Genomic DNA, 24,044 nt, shown 5'->3' on the forward strand with positions numbered 1-24,044 from the left:
TGGCTGCTCAACAGCGCCGATTCTCCCGCGGCCGCCGCGCGGGAGAGCCACGTCGGGCGCGCGTTCGACGCGCTGCGCGCAGGGCAATTCGATCGGCTCGGCGAGCTGATCGTGCGCAAGCTGCGGATGAACGTGCACCTGATCGGCGCATCCGCATGGAGCAAAGTGCTCATCACGAGCCTGTTCGTGATGGCGGTGCTGGTGCTGCGCCCCCGTGGGCGGCTTATGCTGTGGCAGCGCCAATACCCGTACTGGATGTACGGGTTCTCGGCCAATACGCTCGGAGCCGTAGCAGCTTTGCTGCTCAACGACTCCGGCATCGTGGCGGCGGCGACGATGATCGTCTACGTCGCGGTGCCGATGCTCCTGCTGCGCCTGCAGGAGCTGGAGCTCCGCCCGCCCGACTCCGCCAGCGGGCCTGCAGAAAGACTCGCCGGCTAGAGCCGGCTCATCTCCTTGGCAGCGCGGAGAATTGCTGCAACAGCCCGCCATGCCGCCGGGCGCCACCCATGCCGCCGTTGCCGGTTTATCATCCTTTTGCTGCTGGATACGCTTGCCTCGACTAAAAGCCTGCAAATTTCAGGCTGTTGAGAAAGTGATGCGTTAGAGGAACCGGAGGGGGCGCACCGTTCTCACGCAGGTTGCGGCGCTGCTCAGTGAGAGAGAGCATGAAGAGGCTGGACAGGGAGAAAACCTGCAAAAGTCAGGCATGTTGAGAAAGCCGCAATACTCAGTTAGGGCTACGGGAAAAAGTGAGGCCCTAATTTGAGGGACAGCCACTTTTTCCGGGCGCGCACCTCTCCTTGTGAGATCGCGGAACTGAACAAAATGGGCGGGAGACATCGTGATAGGGAAAAAACCTGCGAAAGTGCAGGTTTTTTATCCGAAATTGGCGTAATTTGGCGAAAATCCTGCGAAAGTACAGGAATTTTCGCTAAAAGTGAACCTGAGCCCATGTCCCCGCTGAAAAGCCTGCACTTTTGCAGGAATTGTTCGTGGACAGCGATCAAGGACGCAAATTCATGTATTTTTGCAGGTTTTCTTCGTGCAGTCAAGCAAATTGTGGTTATCGCCTCTGACGCGGGGGTTTTACAAAAGCCTGCGAAAGTGCAGGCTTTATCCGTGAATGCAGCCCGTCTGGAGGAAAAGCCTGCAATTGTGCAGGAAATTCCCGATCATACCGGGCCTAAGCCCCGAATTTTAGCGAAAAAACTGCACATTTGCAGGAATTCCCGGAAACCAGCGCATCAGTGAGTAAAAAGCTGCACTTTTGCAGGCTTTCTGTTCAGGGGCCCGCAGGGGCGGCGATTTTTTGCCCGCCGGATGCCTGGGAGTCCGACCGAGGGAGTTACTTTTGTACATCGTACAGACTTACTAGACCAGCAGCGTCTCCCATTCTTCATAGCAGGCGGCGAGCTCGCTTTTTTTCAGCTCAGCCGCTGCCGTTTTCTTCTGCACGAGCACGTAATTGTTGTACACGTCCGGATCGGCCAGCTCGGCTTCGACCGCCGAGATTTCTTCTTCCAGCCGGGCGATGTCCTGCTCCAGCTGTTCAAGCCTGCGCTGGCGGTTGCGTTCTTCGCGCTTAGCCTGCTTGTCGGCTTCGTAGCTGCCGCCTGCGCCTGCACCTGAGCCCGCGGAGCTTCCTCCGGCGGCGGCGCTTTTCTTCTCGGCCTCTTTGGCCAGGCGCTTCGCTTCCATTTCGGCCAGCTCCGCCTTTTTTTCCACGTAGTCGTCGTAGTTGCCCAAATATGTGTGGATGCCGGCAGGGGTCATCTCCAGCATGCTTTCCGCCATTTTGTTCAGGAAATAGCGGTCATGGGAAATGAACAGCAGCGTTCCTTCGTAATCGATGAGGGCCGATTCCAGCACTTCCTTGCTGTACAGATCGAGATGGTTCGTCGGCTCGTCGAGAATGAGCACGTTCGCTTTTTGCAGCATCAGCTTGGCCAGCGCGACTCTTGCCTTCTCGCCGCCGCTCAGGGCGGACACTTTTTTGAACACGTCCTCACCGCTAAAAAGAAAGCTGCCGAGCACCGTGCGAATGCGCGCTTCCTCCAGATTCGGGTAGGCGTTCCAGACTTCGCCCAGCACCGAGTTGGCCGGATTCAGGCCGGTTTGCTCCTGGTCGTAATAGCCGATCGTCACATTCGCGCCCCATTTCAGGCCGCCCTGATCCTGCGCATGCTGTCCGATCAGCGTCTTGAGCAGCGTCGATTTGCCGATGCCGTTCGGCCCGATCAAAGCGGCGGTTTCCCCGCGGCGCAGGTGGAAGGAGATATTGTCCGCCAGCCGCTTTTTCCCGCCGTAGGAAAGCGCCAGGCCGTCAACCTGCAGCACCTCTTTGCCCGAGGTCTGCTCGATTTCAAAAGAAAACGAAGCCCGCTTCAAATCGCCCAGCGGCTTGTCGAGACGCTCCATTTTTTCGAGCGTTTTGCGGCGGCTTTGCGCTCTTTTGGTCGTGGAAGCCCTGACGATATTGCGCTGGACAAAATCCTCCAGCTTGGCGATTTCTTCCTGCTGCTTTTCGTACTGCTTCATTTGGATTTCGTAGTCGGCCGCCTTGATTTCAATGAAGCGCGAGTAGTTGCCTGTATACCGCCTGGAAGCGTGCCGCTCGATTTCATAAATGGAAGTGACAAGCGCGTCCAAAAAGAAACGGTCATGCGATACGACGAGAATCGCGCCCGGATATCCGCGCAAATAGCCTTCCAGCCACGTCAGCGTGGCGATGTCCAGATGGTTCGTCGGCTCGTCGAGCATCAGCAGATCGGGCTCTTCGAGCAGCATTTTGGCCAAGGCGAGCCGGGTTTTTTGCCCTCCGCTGAGCGTCGCCACTTTCGTCTCCGGCGGAAACTGCCCGAAGCCCATACCGTGCAAAATACCGCGGATTTTCGCCTCGATCTCGTATCCGCCCTGCTCGCGGAACCACTCGGATTTTTGCGCGTAGCGGTTCATGGTAGCTTCGTATTTTTTCTCGTCGGCTGCGAGATCGGGGTCGGCCATGGACGCTTCCAGCTCGCGCAGCTCTTTTTCCGCATCCAGCAGTCCCGCGAAAACGCCGAGCAGCTCGTTCCATATCGATTTGTCCGTGTTCAAGCCGCTGTTTTGGCGCAAGTAGCCGATTTTGGTTTCCTTCGCCTTGAACAGTTCGCCGCTGTCGTAGGATATCTCGCCAGCGATGATTTGCAGCAGCGTCGATTTGCCCGCGCCGTTGACTCCGACCAGGCCGATGCGCTCTTTATTTTCAATCTGCAGCGTTATATTGGAAAGCACGGAGCGTACGCCGTAACTTTTGGATAAGTTCGATACTTGCAATAACATCCTGCCTCTTGCCTCCTGCTTGAGTAATAATGCCGTCAATTTATTAGTATACACCATTTCTGCGGCGCGTCGTAAGCCGGATTTGCCCGGACACGGTTTCGGCCATGCGCTATTTTGCCTGCTGGAGGCGGTTTCGGCGGGCTTCGGGGTACGAGTGTAGTTTTTTTTCTTGTTTATGTTAAAATGAGGGAAACCACTCCTCTTTAGTGAAGGACTGAGCATCTATGAACATCCGAGAGCGGAAAATTGAACTGCGCAAGGCCGTTGAAGCGAAGCGCGCCTCCCTGACGCCCGAGGAGCGCAAAGAGAAGCAGCAACGCATCCATGAGCGCCTCGTCGCGCTGTGTGAGGACAAGCTGAAAGGGGCGGACGGCAATCAACCGGCTTCCCGCGTTCCGACGCTGCTTTCTTATATGCCGTTTCGTACTGAACCCGATATTGCTCCGCTTATGGCCTGGTGCTGGGACAACGGAATCCGCGTTTTGCTGCCGAGAGTGGCTGCCGATACGAAAACGATGAATCTGCATGTCGTACAAAGCCCGGATGATTTGGAAAAAGGCGCATACGGCCTCAGGGAACCCCGCCCGCATTTGGCGGTAGAGCACGATTTGTCCGTCATCTCGATGATTTTGGTGCCGGGACTCGCTTTCGATACGGATTATGGCAGGCTTGGTTACGGCGGCGGCTACTACGACCGCTTCATGCAGTTGTTTGCCGCACGCGGGTTGAAACGGCCTTTGGCGGTTGCCGCCGCTTTCGATATTCAGCTGATTCCCCAGGTGCCTTCTTCCTGGCACGATTTTCGGGTGGACTGTCTTGTAACCGAAAGCAGACAAATGTTTAAATCATAAAAGATTGAGGTGAGTGCGCTGAGCGAATCTCCGGATTTGACCCATTTTAACGAGCAGGGACGGGCGCGGATGGTCGACGTTTCCGATAAAGCGGAGACAAAGCGAACTGCAACGGCGCGTTCCGCCATCATCATGAAGCCTGAGACGCTGGATTTGATCAAACAGGGCAAGCTGAAAAAAGGCGATGTGCTCGCCGTAGCCCAGGTAGCGGGCATTATGGCGGCGAAAAAAACGGCGGACTGGATTCCGATGTGCCATCCGATTCCGCTCACCGGCATTGACATCGTTTTTGGCGACAACGGTTTGAATGAATTATACATAGAAGCAACCGTGCGTACGACCGGCCAGACCGGAGTCGAGATGGAGGCGCTCACTGCCGTATCGGCGGCGGCGCTGACGGTCTATGACATGTGCAAAGCGGTGGAAAAGGACATGGTGATCGGCCCCACGATGTTGATCAGCAAAACGGGAGGCAAGAACGGGGACTTTCACCGCAGCGATCGATAAAGGGAGAGGTGACAGAGGATGAGCTGGAAGGTTGCGATTTTGACAGCCAGTGATCGCGGTTACCGGGGAGAGAGAGAAGACACAAGCGCACAGGTAATTCGCGAACTGGTCGAAGAAGAGATTCAGGGGGAAATCATCGAGTATCGGGTAGTGCCGGATGAAATGGATGAAATTATGGCTTCTTTGATTGAAATGACCGATTATTATCAGGCTGACCTCATTCTGACCACCGGAGGGACGGGGCTCGCTCCCCGGGATGTCACTCCGGAGGCGACCTTGAACGTAGTTGACCGCGTCGCGCCGGGATTCGCCGAGGCGATGCGGATGGTTTCGATGCAGCGGACGCCCAGGGCGATGCTTTCGCGGGCCGTCTCCGGCATTCGGGGGCGGACGCTCATTATTAATCTGCCGGGAAGCCCGAAGGGCGTGCAGGAAAATTTGATGGCGATTATCGATCAGCTGCCGCATGCACTCGGCATTTTGACCGGCAAAGAGGGTGATCACGGTTGAGCAAAGTGGATGGCATGCTTCGTGAAGTCAAAGTGGAAGATGCGGTCGGGATGATCCTGCCGCACGATTTGACGCAAATTTTGCCGGGCGAATTCAAAGGCCGCCTCTTTCGCAAAGGGCATCAAATCAGCGAAGGGGACATTCCCGCGCTCCTGAGCATAGGCAAGGAGCACATCTATGCGATGGAGCTTGAGCCCGGCTATCTCCATGAGGATGAAGCCGCCCTGCGCATGGCGCGGGCGGTTCAGGGAGCGAACGTGACGCTGACGGAGCCGCACGAAGGCAAAGTGAACGTGAAGTCGGCGATTCACGGATTGGCGCGAATCGATCGTGCTTTTATCGATCGCGTGAACGCGATAGATCAGATCGTCATGTCGACGATTCGGACGAACACGGTCGTGCAGGCCGGCGCTTCGCTGCTCGGGACGCGCGTCATTCCGCTGATCGTCGAGGAAGCGAAGATCGAGGCAATCGAGCGGCTCGCTGCGGAGCGGCGGGCGGAAGGCGCGGCTTTGGTCGAGGTCAAGCCGTTTCGCCGGCTGCGTGTCGGCGTCATTACGACCGGCAGCGAGGTGTTCAAGGGCCGAATCGAAGATAAATTCGGCCCGGTTGTCAAAGCCAAGGTCGCCGCGCTCGGCTCCGAGGTCGTGGACCAACGCTTCGTCCCGGACGATAGCGAGGCGATTGTTCGCGAAATCCGCGCTTTCCAGGCGGAGGGCGCGGATTTGATCCTGGTCACGGGCGGCATGTCCGTGGACCCTGACGATCGTACCCCGGGCGCGATCAAGCAGGCCGGGGCCCGTGTGGTCAGCTACGGCACGCCGATGCTGCCGGGCTCGATGCTGATGATCGCCTATCTGGGCGATCTGCCGGTTATGGGACTGCCGGGTTGCGTGATGCACGACCCGTACACGTCCTTTGACGTGCTTCTGCCGCGCATCTGCGCCGGCGAAGAGATTGTGCGCCAAGACATCGCCGAGATGGGCTACGGCGGCTTTTACCAATGTTAGCGGATGTTTAAAGAGCCGGCTTTGATAACGAAGCTAAATCCGAGGGATTACTCGGCATCGAATCTTGAACGAAATCGGGAAGTCCGGTACTCATGCAGCAAATCACTGCACTCCGTTCCTCCTTCTCCGATTATCGTCCAACCTTCTCGGTTCTGAAAGCAAGTTAAGCATAATAGATGGAGATGAAGCGATATGTTTCAAAATATCGGATTTACCGAGCTGCTGCTGATTGCGATCGTCGGGCTGCTGCTGTTCGGTCCGCAAAAGCTGCCGGAACTTGGCAGGGCGATAGGGCGGACGATCAGCGAGTTCAAAAAAGGGACGCGCGACCTGATGAATGACGTAAAAACGGCGCCGGGGCAGGAAACGGCGGTTAAATCCGACGTTATTGAAGCCGTCGGCGGGCAGGCGCCGCAAGGGCCGCAAGCCGAGCCCGCGCGCAAAGAAGCGGACGTGCCGGGCCCGTCGCGGCGGCTGCCGGACTAAGCCGGGGCTGTCGGGGATTAAGTGAGCGGGCAGACCGTTCGCTTCACAAAGGTTAGGTTGGTGGACACATGACAACGAATGAAGAAATGTCGCTCGTCGAGCATTTGAGCGAGCTTCGCAAGCGAATCATCTGGGTTTTGGTCGTACTGGTGCTCGGCATGGTGGTCGGACTTATTTGCGCCAGACCGATCATTCGCTTTCTCAAAAATATTCCCCCGGCCAGCGGCATCGGCTGGAACATCTTTTCGCCGTGGGATGCGCTGCGGTTATATATGAATTTTGGTCTGGCCGTAGGCATTCTGGTCACTTTGCCTGTCGCGCTTTATCATATCTGGGCTTTCGTGAAGCCCGGTTTGAGCGAAATCGAGCAGAAAGCTTCGATTATTTACATTCCTGCGGCGTTTCTGCTGTTTTTGGTGGGGATTGCCTTCGGCTATTTCGTCGTGTTTCCGATGGCTTTTTACTTTACGTCTTCCATCAGCAAAAGCCTGGAAATTACCGAGCTGTACGGGGCCGCACAGTATTTCTCTTTCATGTTCAACATCATCCTGCCGCTGGCGCTGCTGTTCGAGCTGCCGATTGTGGTGATGTTTTTGACCAAAATCCGCCTGCTGAACCCGAAACGGCTGCACAAATTCCGGCGCTACGCTTACATGGTGCTCGTTATTTTGGCCACCGTCATTACGCCTCCAGATGCGATTTCAGCGATTCTGGTTGCGGTGCCGCTTATCATTTTGTATGAGTTCAGCGTGTTTTTATCGGGAATTATTCATCGGAAGCAGCTCGCGAAAGATGCTGAGTGGGAAAAGGAATACGGCCCTAAATAACGACAGTCTGCGGTTTGCCGCAGGCTGTTTTTGGCGCTTAAGGGGGCTGGGCGGCAGGAACCCGCGGACTTTTTGCTGGGAACCGGGTTCTGCAGTAACTCCGCCCGCCGGAATCCTATGAATTTTCTCGCGGCGAAGAATATTTGCATCCGCTTTGGATAGAATGAGGGGGGTGCCCCAAGAAGTGAAAAATGTGTAAAAAGACTTGCAAAATGCTTCTGGAATGATTATCATAAGAATTGTTGTTAGCACTAAACACATTCGAGTGCTAATAAGCTTGAAACATATCCAATACCTATTTCTAAAGGAGGCTATTTTTCCATGATCAGACCGTTAGGTGATCGCGTAGTCATTGAAGCCATTGCGAAAGAGGAGACAACTGCCAGCGGCATCGTGCTGCCGGATTCAGCTAAAGAAAAACCGCAAGAAGGCAAAGTATTAGCTGTTGGCGCGGGTGCATTGAAAGACGGCGTGCGTGTTCCGCTTGAAGTTAAAGAAGGCGACCGCATTATTTTCTCCAAATACGCTGGAACTGAAGTGAAATACGAAGGCCGCGAACTGTTGATCTTGCGCGAAAGCGATATTCTCGCTGTTTTAGCCTAATTTAGCAGTCATAGAGCTGCAGCAGCGCCCTGCGCTGACGGCAGCGCCGGTTCGAGAGTATACTTAAGTTTTTACCGAAATCGCTACTTACTTCGTATATGGATCCGTTCCGTCACCGGCTTGGTGAGGACGGTTTCGAAATATTTATAAATACAAGGAGGCTTCCTATATCATGGCAAAGGAAATTAAGTTCAGTGAAGACGCACGCCGCGCGATGCTTCGCGGGGTTGATGCATTAGCGAATGCCGTAAAAGTAACCCTGGGTCCAAAAGGCCGCAATGTTGTTCTTGAGAAAAAATTCGGCAGCCCGCTGATCACGAATGACGGCGTAACGATCGCGAAAGAAATCGAGCTTGAAGATGCTTTCGAGAACATGGGCGCTCAACTTGTTAAAGAAGTAGCTACCAAAACAAACGATGTTGCCGGTGACGGTACGACTACAGCGACGGTTCTGGCTCAAGCGATCATTCGCGAAGGTCTGAAAAACGTAACTGCAGGCGCTAACCCGATGGTTATCCGCAAAGGTATCGACAAAGCGGTTAAAGCGGCTGTAGAAGAGCTGAAAGCTATCTCCAAATCAATCGAAGGCAAACAATCCATCGCGCAAGTTGCTTCCATTTCCGCAGCTGACGATGAAGTAGGCCAATTGATCGCGGAAGCTATGGAAAAAGTGGGCAACGACGGCGTCATCACCGTTGAAGAGTCCAAAGGCTTCGCTACCGAGCTTGAAGTTGTAGAAGGTATGCAATTCGACCGCGGCTACACTTCCCCTTACATGATTACCGATACGGATAAAATGGAAGCTGTCCTTGACAACCCATACATCCTGATCACTGACAAAAAAATCTCCAACATCCAAGAGATCCTGCCTGTGCTTGAAAAAGTGGTGCAATCCGGCAAACAATTGCTGATCATCGCTGAAGACGTTGAAGGCGAAGCGCAAGCGACTCTGGTTGTGAATAAACTTCGCGGCACGTTCACTTGCGTAGCTGTTAAGGCTCCTGGTTTCGGCGACCGCCGCAAAGCTATGCTGGGCGACATCGCTGCATTGACTGGCGGCCAAGTGATCACGGAAGAGCTGGGATTGGATCTGAAATCCGCAACTCCTGATCAACTGGGCAGCGCGCGTCAAGTTCGCGTAACTAAAGAAAACACGATTATCGTGGACGGCGCTGGCGACAAAAAAGACATCGGCGCTCGCATCACGCAAATCCGTGCTCAACTGGAAGAAACGACTTCCGATTTCGATAAAGAAAAACTTCAAGAGCGTCTGGCTAAACTTGCCGGCGGCGTAGCCGTTATCAAAGTTGGCGCAGCGACTGAAACCGAGCTGAAAGAGCGCAAACTGCGCATCGAAGACGCTCTGAACGCAACTCGCGCAGCCGTTGAAGAGGGCATCGTTTCCGGTGGCGGTACAGCCCTCGTGAACGTGTTCAATGCTGTATCCAAGGTAGCAGCTTCCGGCGACGAGCAAACAGGCGTTAACATCATCCTGCGCGCTCTGGAAGAGCCTGTTCGCACGATCGCGGCTAACGCCGGTCAAGAAGGCTCCGTTATCGTTGAGCGCCTGAAAAACGAAAAAGTCGGCATCGGCTACAACGCAGCTACCGGCGAGTGGGTAAACATGTTCGAAGCAGGCATCGTCGACCCTGCCAAAGTAACGCGCTCCGCGCTGCAAAACGCAGCTTCCGTAGCGGCTATGTTCCTGACAACCGAGGCTGTCATCGCCGACAAGCCTGAAAAAGACAAACCGGCTATGCCAGACATGGGCGGCATGGGTGGAATGGGCGGCATGATGTAAGAAGGGCTTCGAGCCCTGATACATCAATAGTTTCCGCCGAGCGGAAACGCCGTTTGATCAGATTTAATAAAAAAGAGGCTTCTCACGAGTTCAAATCGAACTTTGTGAGAAGCCTCTTTTCGCCTACCCCAATATCTTTTTCTTCTTCGCTTCGGCGATGGCTTTCGTGCGGCGGTTCACATTTAATTTGCTGAAGATGTTGTGGATATGGACTTTAACCGTACCTGCCGTTACGCCGAGTTGAAAGGCGATTTCTTTATTTGTCATTCCCGACGCCATCAGGTTCAGCACTTCGAGCTCGCGGTCGGTCAAGGAGTCTATGGACTGCTCTTCAGACTTTTCGGCCTGCTGGATAGCCGAGACAGACGCATCGCCGAAGGAGTCGGAAAGCTTCCAAACGAAAAGAGCCTGCGATGCCAAAATGCGGAGCGTTTCGATGCGCTCATCCGTAAACAGACGGTGAACACGATTATCCTCCAAGTACAACACACCGGAAAATTGTTCCTGAGAAAAAAGCGGCAAACAACAAACCGTTTTGCAGCGATTCCGGGCTATATATGGATCGGACCGAAAAAGATCGTCCTGTGCGGCATCCATCAGCTGAACCGGTTTCTCAAGCCGGGAGGTGTACTGAATTAAGGATACCGGCACATCTTTGCTGTCAACCAATAGCTCCGCTTCCCATGCCGATTCCCCGTTTGCGTCGAATACCGTTTCCACCCGCAAATCCCCGTTTCTGCGAACGATCAGGCATCCCTTTTCCGTTTCGGAAGCTTCCATAATGATCGACATGAGCTGTTTCAGAATATCTTTCAAGTCCATGCCTTGCGACAAGGATGCGGAAGCTTTTACAATAGCGGCCAGGTCAATCTCTCCTGCGCCAGACGCAATTCCTTCCAATTTGTCCGTTTGCAGCGAGACAAAGCTTTCATCCGCGGCTTTTGCGGCAGCGGCCAACGCATTACCGCTTGGCGGTTCATCCAGCCACCCCGGATACTCAGTCCGCATTTTGCTCCGCTTGGACTCCGCGCCCCACAATCCATACGCCTCATAAGCCTCTTTCAAATATCCGACCGCAACTCTCTCTCTGCCCTTTTGCAGATGATATTTCGCCGCTTGTTCACAAGCCACTGCCTGATACTGGAGGTAATTGTGCTCGCGTGCAAAAAGGATGGAGCGATCGTAAAGCTCGATAATCTCCTTTTCCAAACCTTTGAACCGGGCGAGTTCCGCTTGGAGCAGCAAAAACTTATGCCTGAAGTTTTCCGGCGACATCCGGTCCCAAGCTTTGAACTGGCGATACCGCCGTTTCAATCTTTTTGAACACTCGGCTCTTTCGTCGACGGGAAGTTCGTCCCAGGCAGCTAAAATAGATAGCGCTTCATACAAATGATGCTCCGGCAAATGAGGGGCATGGACAGAAAGGAGCTCATACGGATTGGCTTGTTCCGCAAAGCCGACCGCTTCCCGGTAGCGTCCGAACAAATAATAAATTTGTGCTTTGTAGGTGTATAGCTGATAGAGTGTTACGGCTCGGCTCTCGTCTTTCATCACGTCATCCAGGAAATTTGCTTCGCTTGCACGGCCGTCAGTGAGGTGGAACGCATCTCCATGGGGGGATTGCAGTTTTTTCGCCATATCCATGTACACTAATGCATTTTTAAAAACGAGATCCTCCTTGGTGTGCTCGATCACCTGCAAATTTTTGCGGTTGACTCTCAGCATATGATCCATAGAATCTCTGACATAAGACAAATTAATAAGACTTCCGACCGCATAACTGGCGTACACGTAATCGCCCGCTTCCAAACCAAGCTTTGCAGCTTGCTCCAGCTTGGCTTCATCATCCCGATCATATCGCACCCACGGGGAAATTACACCGTAAAACATCACATGCACCTTGCATCTCACAGAAGCAATGGCGGATTGATCGGCCAGATCAAGTGCGATTTTCCCCAATTGATACGCCATAGGGTACTGGTCGAGCACGGTGCCTAGCAACATGCCGAAAGAAGCATACAAGCTTGGCGCCACGGGGCAAGAACCGTACTTGTAAGCCAGCCGGATGAATTTCGAAGCAATGACGGCGAACACTTCCCGATTAGAAAAGAAGGTCGGCGCTACAAGCGAAACTAGCAGTTCCATCATGACTTTGATTTGAAGGTTGTCAATCTCCGGTAGCGAGAGGAGTTCGTTCATCCTTTTGTCCAACAGCCGCTTCGTTACAAGCATTTCTTTAATAATCACGAGCTTATGCGGCCGCTCTGATATGCGGATCCCGACTTCCCGAAGGGCTTGCAGCCCCAATTCGATAGCCTGCGAATATTTTCCCGTATTGCTGTACTGTCCGATTTTTAAAATATACACCTGGGCTCGCTCAGCCCACGTTCTTGCCCGCTTCAGCACATCGTTCAACCTGGCCTCAGCCCGCCCATAATGCGCACACAAATAATCGCACTCGGAACACTTTAAATAAAGCTGAAACGTGAATTCAAAATGGCCCGCCCAAAAATCGTTCGGAAGACATTCGATCCCAGTTTCGAAGTATTGCAGCGCTGTCGAGTAGGCGGAGGATTGCATCGCTTTCCTTCCCGCTTGCTCATTCAGCCGGGCTGTCAATTCCAGCTCCTCTGCGGACAGCAAATCCAACGCTTGATTAAAATGGTTCACGATATCGAACAAAGCTTGTTCTTTTTCGTTGGAATTGTCGAATTCAAGCAAAACCCGGCCTGCCGACAAATGAATTTCCATCCGCCGCCGACTGTTCAACAGCGAATAAACCGCCTGCTGAATCCGGTCGTGAGTAAATTGATACTGCCTGATAGCCTCAGGCTCTTCAAAAATGCTCAAAAGTCCTTCATTCACGGCGGACGATAAAATATGGACCAACCCATCCTCGTTGTTCCCACTAACGGCATGCAATACCCGGATGTTGAACTTGCCGCCCAGACAAGCACCAATCATCAGTAATTCTCTGGTTTGAAAAGGAATTTTGTTGATGCGCTCGACAAGATAGTCGAGTTGGCCGTCGATTTCCGGGAATTGGTTCAGAACTTGCATGTTCCATTCCCAACTACCGCTTAATGGGCTGGGACGAATGCATTGTTCGTCGTAAGCCGATTGCAGCAACTGTTTCAAATAAAGCGGATTGCCGACGGATTTTACATATAGCGTATGAGCGGCTTGAAAGCATTCGTCAGGGTCGCACTGCAGCGAATCCGACACCATGGTTTGAATATGCGAGAGCTCAAGCGGCTTCAACGAAAGCTGGCGAACTGAATATCCAGGATGTTCTCCCTGCAGCCATTCTTCGAGTAAATTCATGTTCGCGTTCCGTACTTGACTCCGGTATGCGGCAATGACGAGCAGATGCTGGCTTTCAGGGTCGACAATCAATGAATGCAGCAATCGAAGCGAAGCTTCATCCGCCCACTGCACATCGTCAAAAAATAAAACAAGCGGATGATCCCTGCCAGTGAAAACTTGCACGAACCGGCGGAACACCCATTCAAACCGATTCCGGGATTCCAAACTCGGAACATCCTCGCTGGGAGGAAACCGTCCGAGAAGCAATTCGGCTTCCGGAATGACGTCCGTTATTATGGAGCCGTTCGGCCCAACCGCCTCCTTTACCCGTTCAGTCCATTTTTGCAAATGGGGTTCAGGCTCGGTCAGCAGCTGTCTGATTATAATTTGAAAGCATTTTATAAAAGGCTCGTAAGGGCCGCCTGCATTGTATTGGTCGAATTTTCCGGAGGCAAAATAGCATCTGCCAATTACCTCGGGTTTGAAGGCATTCTGGACGAGAGCCGATTTACCGACACCGGGTTGACCGGATATCAGGACCAATTCCGTAGATCCGACAGAAGCCCACCGAAAAGCTTCCTGCAAAACGGCCAGATCGTCCTCTCTGCCATATAATTCATCCGATACCCGGAGAGTTCTGGAATGCTTTGACAAGGCTACACTTCCTTTGATGCACATGATGGATCCTAATAAAAAATTACAAAATAAAATTCGACAATATGTGTGAATTTCCTCTTGATTACGAGTAAATTTCCGGATCTATACCATTTGGTATATGTGAAATCGGTCGTTTTGAACTATACTGCTCGGGAAGAGCTGCCTGTAGGCGGAAAAAGCATTCAAAAATAACCATTTTGGAGGTGAAGATATGTTTCGAAAGCTTTTATTGGCGGCTGTTATTTGTTCGGGCATCGGTTACCTTTTTGCAATTGCAGACGGCAATATGACCGCACGCTGGATTTTAAAGCCGGGAACGATCATTCTCATAATTTTACTTGCTGCAACCTGTCGCGACGCTGCCAAGTCCTATAAGCGTTTCATCATTGCCGGATTATTCCTCTCCGCTATTGGCGACAGTTTTTTATTATTATCAGGCAATCAATGGTTCACGTTGGGAGTACTTGCTTTTCTCATCGCTCATCTTGTCTATACCGGCGCTTTCTTGACACGTTGGCGATTTTCTCTCCTGCGTGCGCTTTCTCTGATTCCGATTGCGATTTATTCCTTTTTTCTTTTGCGGGGACTTCATGCAGGCATGCTTACAGGCGGGAAAAGCGGATTATGGGGTCCCATTCTGCTATATGTCATCGTGATTTCCGTCATGATATGGAGCGCTGTCATGAGCAAAAGCCGGCTTGCCGCAACAGGCGGAGTGTTATTTTTCCTGTCGGATTCGCTGCTTGCCTGGAATATGTTTGTCACGCCGGTTCAATGGGCCGCATACGGGGTGATGATCACCTACTATATAGCCCAATTTTTAATAGCTGCGAGTATTGAAAAGTCATAGAATTATTTGGGATGGGAGCGGGAATAAGACATGATGGAACGGATCATAAATGCATTTTAAGCAGGCGGACGATTGCCGCGGTGATTGCGATGGAGATACCGTCGCTAGCGGTCCTGCCCGGGACGGCTAGTGCGGGGACAGTCGGCAATTTGTGGTATCGTGTGTACGTTGCAGGAGACGTTGCATCCATGTAATACTGCTTTAGTACCCTGAGCAGCGGATTGCCAAACGTGCAAACATCCCTTGCGGTTTTTTCCCCAATGTAGGCAAGTGCACACGCCTTGTCTAGGGGATAATCGTATAGTAACGTATACCCAATAAAAGGAGATGACCTGATTCATGGCTTACCAACCTCAAAGACATGTTCAATGTCCGCCTGCCGATCCTATAATGACAGATCCGCAAAGAGTCGTTAGAGATTTTTATCATCCGCAGCGCGTTCAAGTCGTTCATCCGATCGAGGTCGTAAACAGACATTATTGTATTCCGGTTTACGAGCACGTATATACTTGTTCGGAAAGAGACGAGTTTTGTGGAGTTCATCCGCACCACCACGCATTCAGAGAAGGATTTTAATTTCGGAAAAAAATACCGTATGCCGGCAAGCAGCAGGGCGATGCGCTCCTCAAGGAGACAACGCTTGCTGCTTGCTGCTATTTTGAAAATGATGCCCCTTTATTTCAATCATAGATCAATTTCTGTATACTTAAGGGATAGACCAATCATTAGAGGGGCAGTACGGATGGAAGAAGCAGATACAGTTATCGTTAAAATAATCAACACGTACCGGTCTTATTTCAGCAGTACCATATTGAACAGGGGCTGGCACTACTACGAGAACCGGGCGGTCAGGCAGATGCAAATGGAAGGCCTCAAATTGGCAAAAGCCAAAGTAAGAGGCTCATTTTCATACACCGTAACCATCAATTTGGAATCTTTTCACAACAGCAGTTGCAGCTGTCCTTACGGCGGGTATTGCAAGCATATGGCAGCTGTGCTTTTTGAAATCTTCGATGAACTCGGCTATAATCCCAAGGATTTGCGGAAACCTGTGCAAAGGGACTTGTTTGGCGATCCGATCGTTAGTTCTTTCGAAACGCGGACAGCTCGTCCAAAAGCTCAGGAGATGAGCCAAGTCCCCACAACGCCCCGGGAGTCCGAATCAACGGTTAAGTGGCACCAATATTTCGAGAAACAATTCGAAGGCACTACCGCTTATAACGTTTATTATGTGGATGAATTATACAAAAAGGCGTTCAACAAGCTGTATCCGATTGCCGAGCATTGGAATACGACCATTCGGGGCATATACCGGATTCATGTGCAGCTTTTTCTGATGAAGCTGTGCGAAAGCAAGTATCAGCAATTGGCGAGAGGATATTACTCTTATCAGGAAATGAGCAATTATTCAAGTGCGATCTCCAAAGACTGTATGGAAAAACTGTACCAGGCTTTGGCCGACTTGAATTCTGAGGATGCGAGAGCCAAATATCCGCTTCACTTGGCGGAAACGTGCGACTTTTTGGCGGAGCATGCCTTGAAAGGTTATCGACAGGAGAAGATGGACATGACAGAAGCTTATCGGCTGCTGTGGTGGAATCTTCTGAACGAAGAGAGCCTAATGAGCAAGGAGCAGCAAAGATTGCGGCTTGTGGCGGCTGATTCGTTGCAGTCGGTCGATACGAAGGATGCGGCCATCATGGCGCTTGCCCATTTTGAGATGATTGCGGGACGGGATGAGGAAGCCTGGCGGCTATTTTCCGGGGAAGTGGAACGTTTTGAGCCGGCAGAAGTTTTCGGTTATTTCCATACATTTGTGCAAGTGGAGCAGTGGGACAGACTTGCGAACTGGCTCCAGGAACTGCTGCCGCTGCTGAAATCACCCAGTCGAGAGCAGCTCGTCTACTATTTTAATCTTTGGAAAGAGGCCGCCAAGCATCGGGAGCTGAAAACACAGATCAGACAGGCTATGATTGCGCTGCTTCCGGGGAGCTACCCATGGTATTCGGCGCAGCTGCTGGGGGACAGGGAGTATCGGCAATGGGTGGATCTGTGCTTATTGATGGAATTGACCCCTTTCCAGTTGAGCACCGCTTACTTGAAGGAAATTGAAAAAGAAAATGTGCGTCTGCTGCTGCCGCTTTATCATCGTGCCGTGGAGCAGTTTGTACAGGAAAAAAGTAGGGATTCCTACAAGCTTGCTGTCAAGCTGCTCAAAAAACTGGCGCAGTTTTATAAAAAGCTGAAGGAACCGCTAACATGGGAGCGGTACATCGGTCAGCTCAGCAAGGAGTATGTGCGCTACCGCGCTTTCCAGGAAGAACTGAGGAAAGGAAAGCTGATCTCATGATTGGTTTGGAACCGATATTTGTATCGTCGGAATGGTTGAGTTCAGGCAATCTCGTGCTTAAAGGCACTAACTTGAACTATCTTGTTGAGTCTGATTGGCTTAGAAGGCTGCTTTTCGCCTGGCATGAGCGATCCTTCTATGGGACGCGGGTTGAATCCACTGAAGCGGAGGATGGTACCCCCGGGCTTGACTTATCCCCTTTAACAGCTATGGATTATCTGGCTGCCCCTTCGCCTGCGCTGCTGCATAGTGAGCTTGAATGGAGCGGGGAACTGCAGTTCTTGAAGCGGGCGGCGGCAATCTATAAGGAGGCGCTTGGCCATGGCTGGTTCCGGCCTTCGTTCAGCCGTTGGCGGGCCGGAGAATTCGGCTGGGAGCTTGCGCTGCCGGAAGAACAGGAAGCCTCCTATCGGGAGCTGCTGCAGCAAGGCGAACGCTCGAATATCGCTATGCCGGATCGTTGGTTCGATGAAATCGTCCAGGAACTGCTGCGCGAGGAGCCTGAAATCGCTGCCGCGTGGAACGAAGTTGTAAGCGAGAACGAACTGCTGCGTCTGGGCCCGGCAGTAGATAGCGAAAGCGTGGAAGCTTTGACTTGGATGCAGGAAGAGGACTGGCTGGCGGCCATAGGCTGGAAGCAGGATGAAGCGCCTTTTCGCATCTGCTTGCATCTGTTGGAGCCCGGTGAATTGGAATTGGATGACGGCTGGCGATTGCAGCTTATTGTTCAGGATCGCCGCGATCCGGGGCAATTTGCCGAATTTGACGTAAGCGGGAAGCATTTGTCGGGACATATACCTGAAGCGTGGGGGGGCGCGATTGAGCAGCGCGTCAGCGAAGCTGCAGATAAATTTGTGAGGATTGCTCCCGGTTTGGCAAATAGCGGGCAATTGATGGAATATGTTACGGATGACGAAGCATGGACGTTTATGAACGAGACGAGCCTGAGCTTGCTGCAGGCCGGGGTTTCCGTGCTTTTGCCTTCGTGGTGGGAAGAACTGAAGCTGTTAAGACCGCAGTTGAAAGCGAAGCTGCAATCTTCTGTAGGTTCGTCGCGAAACTCAATGTTCGGCATGGATCAGCTCGTGCAATTCAATTGGCGAGTCGCGGTCGGGAAAGTAGATTTAACGGAAGAAGAGTTCCTGCTGATGGCTGAGCAGAAAAAGCGGCTCATGTACATTCGCGGCAATTGGGTGCAGCTCGACCCGTCATTTTTGGCAAAGATCATGGCTGCCATGAAACAAGTGGAAAAAAAGAAGGGACTTACGTTCCGCGATGTGCTGCAAATGCATCTGGCCGAAGGGGACGAGCCACCGTCAGGAGATGCCGCGCTTGACGCCGCGGAGGCGATGCCCATTAAGGTAGAGCTGAACAATAACCTGCGCAATCTGATGAAACAGCTGAATCAAACCCAAAGCATTCCTCTTATAGAGCAAGTGGAAGGATTAGAAGCGCATCTGCGGCATTATCAGCAGGAAGGGGTATCATGGCTCGCGTTCCTGCGCAAGATCGGTCTGGGAGGCTGTCTGGCCGACGATATGGGACTGGGCAAAACGATTCAATTCATCGCCTACCTGCTGCATGTGCGAGGAGAAGAGGCTAAAGCTAAAGGACTCACGCTTGCGCCGTCACTGCTCATCTGTCCGACCTCCGTACTGGGCAACTGGCAAAAGGAATTGGAAAGGTTTGCTCCTTCCCTGAGAATTCATCTGCATTACGGCTCGCAACGCGCCAGAGGCGAGCAATTTGCAGAGGCTGTCCGGGACGCCGATCTTGTGTTGACATCGTACAATCTCTCACACCTGGACGAGGAAGAACTGTCGTCTCTTGAGTGGAACGCTCTCTGTCTGGACGAGGCGCAAAACATCAAGAACGCCTATACCAAGCAAGCCTCGGCGATCCGCCGCTTGAATGCAAGACAGCGCATCGCCCTGACGGGAACGCCGATTGAGAACCGGTTGACCGAGCTGTGGTCCATATTTGATTTTATAAACCCTGGATACTTGGGCAGTTTGGGGCAGTTCAATCATAAATACGTAAATCCGATTGAAAAAAACGGAGACGCCGCGCTGACCGCCCAAGTACAGCGGCTTATTCGCCCCTTTTTGCTGCGCAGGTTAAAAAAGGATCCTGCTATTCAGCTTGATTTGCCGGACAAATACGAGTTCAAAACCTACGTATCCCTGACTCCGGAACAGGGGGCTCTGTACGAAAACATCGTCCGAAACATGCTGGACACCATCGATACGTTAACCGGGATGGAGAAAAAAGGGCTAATTCTGGCTTCGCTTGTCAAACTGAAGCAAGTTTGCAATCACCCGTCCTTATTCCTCAAAGAAACGGGCGCTGTGCCCTCATTAGACCGCTCGCACAAGGTGGAGCGCTTGCTCGAAATGATTGACGAGCTTCGGGCGGAGGGCGAAAACTGCCTGATATTCACCCAATTCGTAGAGATGGGCAACATTTTGCAAGCCGTCATCGAAAGGGAACGCCAAGAGCCCGTCCAATTTTTACACGGCGGACTCAGCAAGCTCAAGCGCGATCAGATGATCGCTCGCTTTCAGGATCGTTCCTTGCCGCCAAGCGAGCAATGCGGCATCTTTGTCCTCTCGCTGAAAGCGGGGGGCACCGGTCTGAATCTGACCGCGGCGAACCATGTGTTTCACTTCGACCGCTGGTGGAACCCTGCCGTCGAAAATCAGGCCACCGATCGCGCCTTCCGCATCGGCCAGACCCGCGACGTTCAGGTGCACAAATTTGTCACCTTAGGCACGTTGGAAGAGCGCATCGACGAAATGATCGAGCGTAAGCAGGGCTTGAGCCAGCAGATCGTAGGAAGCGGCGAAAACTGGATCACCGAAATGTCGACAGGCGAACTGCGAGAATTGTTCGCCCTGCGAAAAGAATGGATCGAGAAGTGAGGCCGATGAAGATGAGCGAGAAAAGAAGAGGCCGCCCGCCCGCCGAAACTGCCGATACCGGCGGGACCGGCGAAGCGGATAGCTTGCCGGCAAAGCCGCGGAGAAGCAAAAAAGCCGCTAAAGAGGCGGCAGTACAGACGGAAGAGCTGCAGGGCATGTCGGCTGCCTGGAGGCGGTTTTACGAGGCTGTGAATAGGTCTGTAAAGTAAGAACACAGTAGTCTTGCCGAAGAGCAGAAATATAAATGCAAAAACAAGCCCTTTGACGGTGTTTAACCATCGAATGGCTTGTTTTTTTGGATTCCCGCGCTCGCTTCGGGATTAACGATTTTTTAGCTTTTCAATCTCTGTTTTAAGTTTCAATTGCTCACGATTCAGTATGTCGATGTTGTATTCATGCGTGTTCAAATCCGACGCCACTCTGCGCTCAAAAGCTTCCTTGTCCTTCTCGATATTTCTTAAAATCTCGGCGCTTTCAAGCACAGCCCGGCGAATAAGCGGAATGTCCGAAGTATCCGCTTTAATGGAACGCAGTTCTTCGCTCATCGAGCGCTGCTCTTTTTGTATGGAGCTCATTTCACTCTGCATGAGGCTCAATTCATTCCTCATTGAACCCATTTCATTTCTCATCGAGCGCTGCTCGTCCCGAACGGTACGCAGCTCATCCTCTACAGATTGCAGCTTCTCCAATATTTGATTCAAAATATTCTCACTCATACCCTACCTCCCTTTCCACGAGAAAATAACCGTCCCGGGCTGCCCACGAATCGGCGATTCGAAAGTCCTCCGCTAAAATATACTCCTACGATTATACCACAGATCTTGGTCAGGAGCAGTTCAAACACTACCTATCGAATCAACCTGAAACGGCAAACAGCCGTCACCCAGAGTGGGGACGGCTGCTTTTCAAAGGCTGTACTTATTTCAATTCAAAATTCGCCGCCTTAATGGACTCGATTACTTGCTTCTCATTCGCATCTTTGGCGATCAGCTTATCGTAAAGAGCTTGATCGTTCGAGCCTTGTTTTTGCAGCGCGGCGAGATACCAGCGGGCGGCAAGTCTATTTATTTGATCATCGAGCTGGTCACTCAAGTATGGCTTTATTGTATTAGCCGCTGCTGCATAATCTCCGCGCATATAATACACTTGCCCGACATTCAGAGCCATGCTCGGAGTGACGGCGAATTCGCGGCCCTGCAGCTGCCCTGTAGGCAAATTCTTCAACGATTCGACGCGATCGACCACGGTTTTATAAGTTGCAAGCACTTCGTCCCACAATTTGTTTGTTCCCTGGAAATCTTTGCTTTCCCGCTTCTGATTCGCTATCTCAACATCTAAAGCAGTAATTTTCTCATAGAGATCAATATACCAAGGGTAGTTGGCAATCTCGGTTCTGGCTACGTCCAGAGCTTCCTGCAGCTTGCCCTTAGTTTGGTACATATAAATTTGCTGAAAAGGAACCATGCGGTTGTGCGGCTCTTTCTTTTTCAAATCATCAAGCAAGCTCTGCGCCTGATTAAAAAATTCGTCGGCTTTGGCTTGATCCTGGGCTTTCATTTGGTTATACACCTGCAGCGTAATCCCGATCCGGCTAATATAGCCGCTCAAAATATAGTCAGGATGCCCGGGGTGCAGGCTGATCGCTTTATCCAACGGCGCTACGATATCGTTAAAATTGTTGTTGTTCTTGATAACATCCATTGCTTTTAAATAAGAACTGTTTGCCGAAAGCAGCTGCGCAGAGATGTAGAACATGACGATGGACAACACCGTCAAAAGCGCGGGAAATGCTTTTTTCAATGCCAGAGACTCCGACTTGATCCGCATAGGCGCCCCAGCGCTGCCGGCAAGCATAGCCCCGAGAGCCAGAAACAAAATTCCCCCCAAATAGACATAACTCAAATCAAAGTCAATCATACTGTGAATCAACAACGAGATTGCAATAATGAAAAAGATGAAGTGCAGATCCTTGTTCTCTTCAGAGCTTTTTATATAACTTCGAATATAGAAAAATAGCACAGCAGCAACAAACGCGATAAACGCCAAAAACCCAAGAGCACCGGCTTCTACCAAATATTGCAAGGCAAAGTTATGCGCCTGTCGGCTCGTATAAGGGTTGTTCTGATACTTTTCATAAAGGGAAGCCCACGCTCCGCCGCCGGCCCCGATAATCGGGTAATCCTTCCACAGCTTTACGGCATCTTTGTAGAAAGTGCCGCGCTCCAAAACCGAGTGCTGTTGAAAGTTGATATTTTCCAGACGCGTCTTCACGTTATCCGGCAGCACGTTTTTCAAACCGGTATCCCCGAACAAAAGCACAGCCCCGAGAATGCCGACAATAATCGCTGCAACCGGCAAAATAAAATTAACGAACTTCTTTTGAGCCAAACGCTCGGAAACGCGATTCAACCATGGCGCCAAAAAGAGCTGGATAGCGATAGCGAGAGCCGCATAAATGGCCGAGGCCAGCAGCAGAGTCGACCAGCCGCTCCACGATAAAGACGCAGTCGGCTTCGTTTGCAACTCCGTTCCGATCGTCGTGATCTTTTGCAAAATCACCAGAGAAGCCGCGAAGCCCAGTACAAGGTGGATCAAAGACAAAATTTGCCTGCTGAACGACAAGAAGAACATCATGACCAAGAAAATAACCGGCAGCACCACCAAAGCGCCGCGGGACAAAGTCAGCCAAAAAGATACAATCATGGGAACCATCAATAAAGCGTGAGGCAAAATCCCATACCATTTACGAGACTTTAAAATATAAAAAATCCCGCCAAGTATAAAAGCAATCAGAAAAGCCGCATACGTATTTGCATACTGGAAAACAGAGGTAAGACGCAGACCGTTCGAATCGGTCATCACCGCATCTTTATAGACCAAAGGAGCGTTTGACTGCATCAGTGCAAACCATCCGACCAAATGACCGGCAAAATTTCCGTTGCCCAGCCAGTACAAAAGTCCGAAAATAACGATGACATAACTGGAAACCATGAAGATCGTCGAAGTAATGGTTGTGCCAAGCTTGTTTTTTGTCAAAAAAACGCCTAAGATGAAGAAGGTGGCATACAGCATCTGGATGTAGACCATGTTCGTTGCCAAGTAATGCGACGCAGCATTCGACAAAGAGATCACATACGTAAGCGGCATTAGCAAGACGAGAATGGTTAATACATCTTTTTGATCATTGAGCTTGTACATAAAAAAAGCATAGATCGCAACCAAGAGCAAAATGATAGACGACCAGACCGAAGCCGAATAAATCGATCGTTCAAAATCGTAGGTCCCGCCGTTAAAAAGCCCTCGCTGAAATGGCGCCCAGAACAAAAACAGGCCTACAAAGACGGTCAAAAGCCAAAAAATGATCGAGCTCTTCTCTGTCGCCGTCCCGTTGGCCTTCGCTCTCGCAGCCGCGTACGTATTCTTGCTTGCACTCATGAGAAAATAGTCTCCTTCTTCGCTAAAGTTCGAGTTTTATTTTAGCATACTGGGTGAGGGTTTCCAAATGGTGTTTAGCTTGTTTCAGACTATTTTTTTTAGAGGGAGTCTATTTAATGGTTCGTTTAAAGGCGTTTCATCATATTCTAAAAGAGTTATTGAATCAAAGAAAAGTAGTATTTGCACTAGCTCATAAAGATTTCGAACAAAAATATCTTGGGTCTTACTTGGGGAACTCTATGCTAAGGCAAATATAGTACTTATTCATGAACAAGTACATCATGAAGTTCAAGAAGGTATTTCTTTAGAAGAATATATTGATCAATATGAAAAAAGGAATTATCTTTAGACATGATTAATAAGTATATTGAAAAATGTATAATTATATTTCGTAAAATTATTCATCGATATTGTCTTTTCCTAATTCGATTTCCAAAAGAAAAGACAATATCGGAATTACTACTGAATTATTATAAACAAACGGATAAAGAAATTGTTTTTGTTTTTCCACTTCCGACATGCCCGTGGGGAACATGTTTCAACGCCCTCAACAAATAGCAAAAGCACTCGCTTCAAAAGGATATCTTGTGCTGTATTGTGTAGATA

Annotated in this window: 17 protein-coding genes and 1 pseudogene; 14 read left to right on the forward strand and 4 right to left on the reverse strand. The window is 51.2% G+C overall.

The window, feature by feature from the left end; all coding sequences use genetic code 11:
* Window positions 1-441, forward strand: a pseudogene (locus tag AC0LWT_RS24575) (hypothetical protein); the annotation flags it as partial.
* Between the two features lie 324 nt (window positions 442-765).
* Window positions 766-1,254, forward strand: coding sequence for a hypothetical protein (locus tag AC0LWT_RS24580; RefSeq protein ID WP_474683917.1), 489 nt, complete (start codon window positions 766-768; stop codon window positions 1,252-1,254).
* Between the two features lie 120 nt (window positions 1,255-1,374).
* Here AC0LWT_RS24580 and AC0LWT_RS24585 read toward each other — a convergent pair whose 3' ends face one another.
* Window positions 1,375-3,324, reverse strand: a complete 1,950-nt coding sequence (locus AC0LWT_RS24585) for an ABC-F family ATP-binding cassette domain-containing protein (protein WP_474683918.1) — start codon at window positions 3,322-3,324, stop codon at window positions 1,375-1,377.
* A 224-nt stretch (window positions 3,325-3,548) separates the two neighbouring features.
* Here AC0LWT_RS24585 and AC0LWT_RS24590 point away from each other — a divergent pair, with 224 nt between their 5' ends.
* The 8 genes from AC0LWT_RS24590 to groL all read left to right on the forward strand — a co-directional run bounded on the left by AC0LWT_RS24590 (window position 3,549) and on the right by groL (window position 9,919).
* On the forward strand, window positions 3,549-4,175 hold the full coding sequence (locus AC0LWT_RS24590; protein WP_474683919.1) for a 5-formyltetrahydrofolate cyclo-ligase: 627 nt from the start codon (window positions 3,549-3,551) through the stop codon (window positions 4,173-4,175).
* A gap of 9 nt (window positions 4,176-4,184) precedes the next feature.
* Complete coding sequence (gene moaC, locus AC0LWT_RS24595; RefSeq protein ID WP_474683920.1) at window positions 4,185-4,682, forward strand: cyclic pyranopterin monophosphate synthase MoaC; 498 nt, start codon at window positions 4,185-4,187, stop codon at window positions 4,680-4,682.
* An 18-nt stretch (window positions 4,683-4,700) separates the two neighbouring features.
* Window positions 4,701-5,192, forward strand: coding sequence for a molybdopterin adenylyltransferase (mog, locus tag AC0LWT_RS24600; RefSeq protein ID WP_474683921.1), 492 nt, complete (start codon window positions 4,701-4,703; stop codon window positions 5,190-5,192).
* Window positions 5,193-5,206: 14 nt separating this feature from the next.
* A complete protein-coding gene (locus AC0LWT_RS24605; protein ID WP_474684109.1) occupies window positions 5,207-6,202 on the forward strand; it encodes a molybdopterin-binding protein in 996 nt (331 codons plus the stop codon).
* A gap of 192 nt (window positions 6,203-6,394) precedes the next feature.
* Complete coding sequence (locus tag AC0LWT_RS24610) at window positions 6,395-6,688, forward strand: twin-arginine translocase TatA/TatE family subunit (RefSeq protein WP_474683922.1); 294 nt, start codon at window positions 6,395-6,397, stop codon at window positions 6,686-6,688.
* A gap of 68 nt (window positions 6,689-6,756) precedes the next feature.
* A complete protein-coding gene (gene tatC, locus AC0LWT_RS24615) occupies window positions 6,757-7,515 on the forward strand; it encodes a twin-arginine translocase subunit TatC (RefSeq protein ID WP_474683923.1) in 759 nt (252 codons plus the stop codon).
* Window positions 7,516-7,836: 321 nt separating this feature from the next.
* Window positions 7,837-8,118 (forward strand): co-chaperone GroES, encoded by a 282-nt coding sequence (groES, locus tag AC0LWT_RS24620; RefSeq protein ID WP_474683924.1) that lies wholly within the window; start codon window positions 7,837-7,839, stop codon window positions 8,116-8,118.
* A gap of 172 nt (window positions 8,119-8,290) precedes the next feature.
* Complete coding sequence (gene groL, locus AC0LWT_RS24625; RefSeq protein ID WP_474683925.1) at window positions 8,291-9,919, forward strand: chaperonin GroEL; 1,629 nt, start codon at window positions 8,291-8,293, stop codon at window positions 9,917-9,919.
* A 123-nt stretch (window positions 9,920-10,042) separates the two neighbouring features.
* Here the strand turns inward: groL and AC0LWT_RS24630 are convergent, their stop codons facing one another.
* Window positions 10,043-13,879, reverse strand: coding sequence for a helix-turn-helix transcriptional regulator (locus AC0LWT_RS24630; RefSeq protein WP_474683926.1), 3,837 nt, complete (start codon window positions 13,877-13,879; stop codon window positions 10,043-10,045).
* A 214-nt stretch (window positions 13,880-14,093) separates the two neighbouring features.
* Between AC0LWT_RS24630 and AC0LWT_RS24635 the strand changes: the two genes are divergently transcribed.
* The 4 genes from AC0LWT_RS24635 (at window position 14,094) to AC0LWT_RS24650 (ending at window position 20,212) form a co-directional block, all read left to right on the forward strand.
* Window positions 14,094-14,732 (forward strand): lysoplasmalogenase, encoded by a 639-nt coding sequence (locus AC0LWT_RS24635; RefSeq protein WP_474683927.1) that lies wholly within the window; start codon window positions 14,094-14,096, stop codon window positions 14,730-14,732.
* A 742-nt stretch (window positions 14,733-15,474) separates the two neighbouring features.
* On the forward strand, window positions 15,475-17,082 hold the full coding sequence (locus AC0LWT_RS24640; RefSeq protein WP_474683928.1) for an SWIM zinc finger family protein: 1,608 nt from the start codon (window positions 15,475-15,477) through the stop codon (window positions 17,080-17,082).
* Window positions 17,079-20,003, forward strand: coding sequence for a DEAD/DEAH box helicase (locus tag AC0LWT_RS24645; protein WP_474683929.1), 2,925 nt, complete (start codon window positions 17,079-17,081; stop codon window positions 20,001-20,003). The genes AC0LWT_RS24640 and AC0LWT_RS24645 overlap by 4 nt, the downstream gene beginning before the upstream one ends.
* Window positions 20,004-20,014: 11 nt before the next feature.
* The gene (locus AC0LWT_RS24650; RefSeq protein ID WP_474683930.1) at window positions 20,015-20,212 is read left to right on the forward strand and encodes a hypothetical protein; all 198 of its coding nucleotides are present in this window, start codon (window positions 20,015-20,017) and stop codon (window positions 20,210-20,212) included.
* A 111-nt stretch (window positions 20,213-20,323) separates the two neighbouring features.
* Here the strand turns inward: AC0LWT_RS24650 and AC0LWT_RS24655 are convergent, their stop codons facing one another.
* Together AC0LWT_RS24655 and AC0LWT_RS24660 are read right to left on the reverse strand one after the other, a co-directional pair.
* A complete protein-coding gene (locus AC0LWT_RS24655; RefSeq protein ID WP_474683931.1) occupies window positions 20,324-20,719 on the reverse strand; it encodes a hypothetical protein in 396 nt (131 codons plus the stop codon).
* Between the two features lie 202 nt (window positions 20,720-20,921).
* Window positions 20,922-23,438 carry an O-antigen ligase family protein gene (locus tag AC0LWT_RS24660; protein WP_474683932.1) on the reverse strand — a complete coding sequence of 839 codons (2,517 nt, stop codon included), beginning with the start codon at window positions 23,436-23,438 and terminating at the stop codon, window positions 20,922-20,924.
* Window positions 23,439-24,044 lie beyond the last annotated feature (606 nt).

It is taken from the genome of Paenibacillus sp. sgz302164 (assembly GCF_056120505.1).

What these genes read in the sequence shown, in the direction of transcription:
- groL (WP_474683925.1), top strand. Translation starts at nt 8,291, where the DNA reads ATGGCAAAGGAAATTAAGTTCAGTGAAGACGCACGCCGCGCGATGCTT.
- AC0LWT_RS24610 (WP_474683922.1), top strand. Translation starts at nt 6,395, where the DNA reads ATGTTTCAAAATATCGGATTTACCGAGCTGCTGCTGATTGCGATCGTC.
- AC0LWT_RS24645 (WP_474683929.1), top strand. Translation starts at nt 17,079, where the DNA reads ATGATTGGTTTGGAACCGATATTTGTATCGTCGGAATGGTTGAGTTCA.
- AC0LWT_RS24650 (WP_474683930.1), top strand. Translation starts at nt 20,015, where the DNA reads ATGAGCGAGAAAAGAAGAGGCCGCCCGCCCGCCGAAACTGCCGATACC.
- AC0LWT_RS24585 (WP_474683918.1), bottom strand. Translation starts at nt 3,324, where the DNA reads ATGTTATTGCAAGTATCGAACTTATCCAAAAGTTACGGCGTACGCTCC.
- AC0LWT_RS24635 (WP_474683927.1), top strand. Translation starts at nt 14,094, where the DNA reads ATGTTTCGAAAGCTTTTATTGGCGGCTGTTATTTGTTCGGGCATCGGT.
- AC0LWT_RS24655 (WP_474683931.1), bottom strand. Translation starts at nt 20,719, where the DNA reads ATGAGTGAGAATATTTTGAATCAAATATTGGAGAAGCTGCAATCTGTA.
- mog (WP_474683921.1), top strand. Translation starts at nt 4,701, where the DNA reads ATGAGCTGGAAGGTTGCGATTTTGACAGCCAGTGATCGCGGTTACCGG.
- AC0LWT_RS24590 (WP_474683919.1), top strand. Translation starts at nt 3,549, where the DNA reads ATGAACATCCGAGAGCGGAAAATTGAACTGCGCAAGGCCGTTGAAGCG.
- AC0LWT_RS24640 (WP_474683928.1), top strand. Translation starts at nt 15,475, where the DNA reads ATGGAAGAAGCAGATACAGTTATCGTTAAAATAATCAACACGTACCGG.
- AC0LWT_RS24660 (WP_474683932.1), bottom strand. Translation starts at nt 23,438, where the DNA reads ATGAGTGCAAGCAAGAATACGTACGCGGCTGCGAGAGCGAAGGCCAAC.
- tatC (WP_474683923.1), top strand. Translation starts at nt 6,757, where the DNA reads ATGACAACGAATGAAGAAATGTCGCTCGTCGAGCATTTGAGCGAGCTT.
- AC0LWT_RS24605 (WP_474684109.1), top strand. Translation starts at nt 5,207, where the DNA reads ATGCTTCGTGAAGTCAAAGTGGAAGATGCGGTCGGGATGATCCTGCCG.
- groES (WP_474683924.1), top strand. Translation starts at nt 7,837, where the DNA reads ATGATCAGACCGTTAGGTGATCGCGTAGTCATTGAAGCCATTGCGAAA.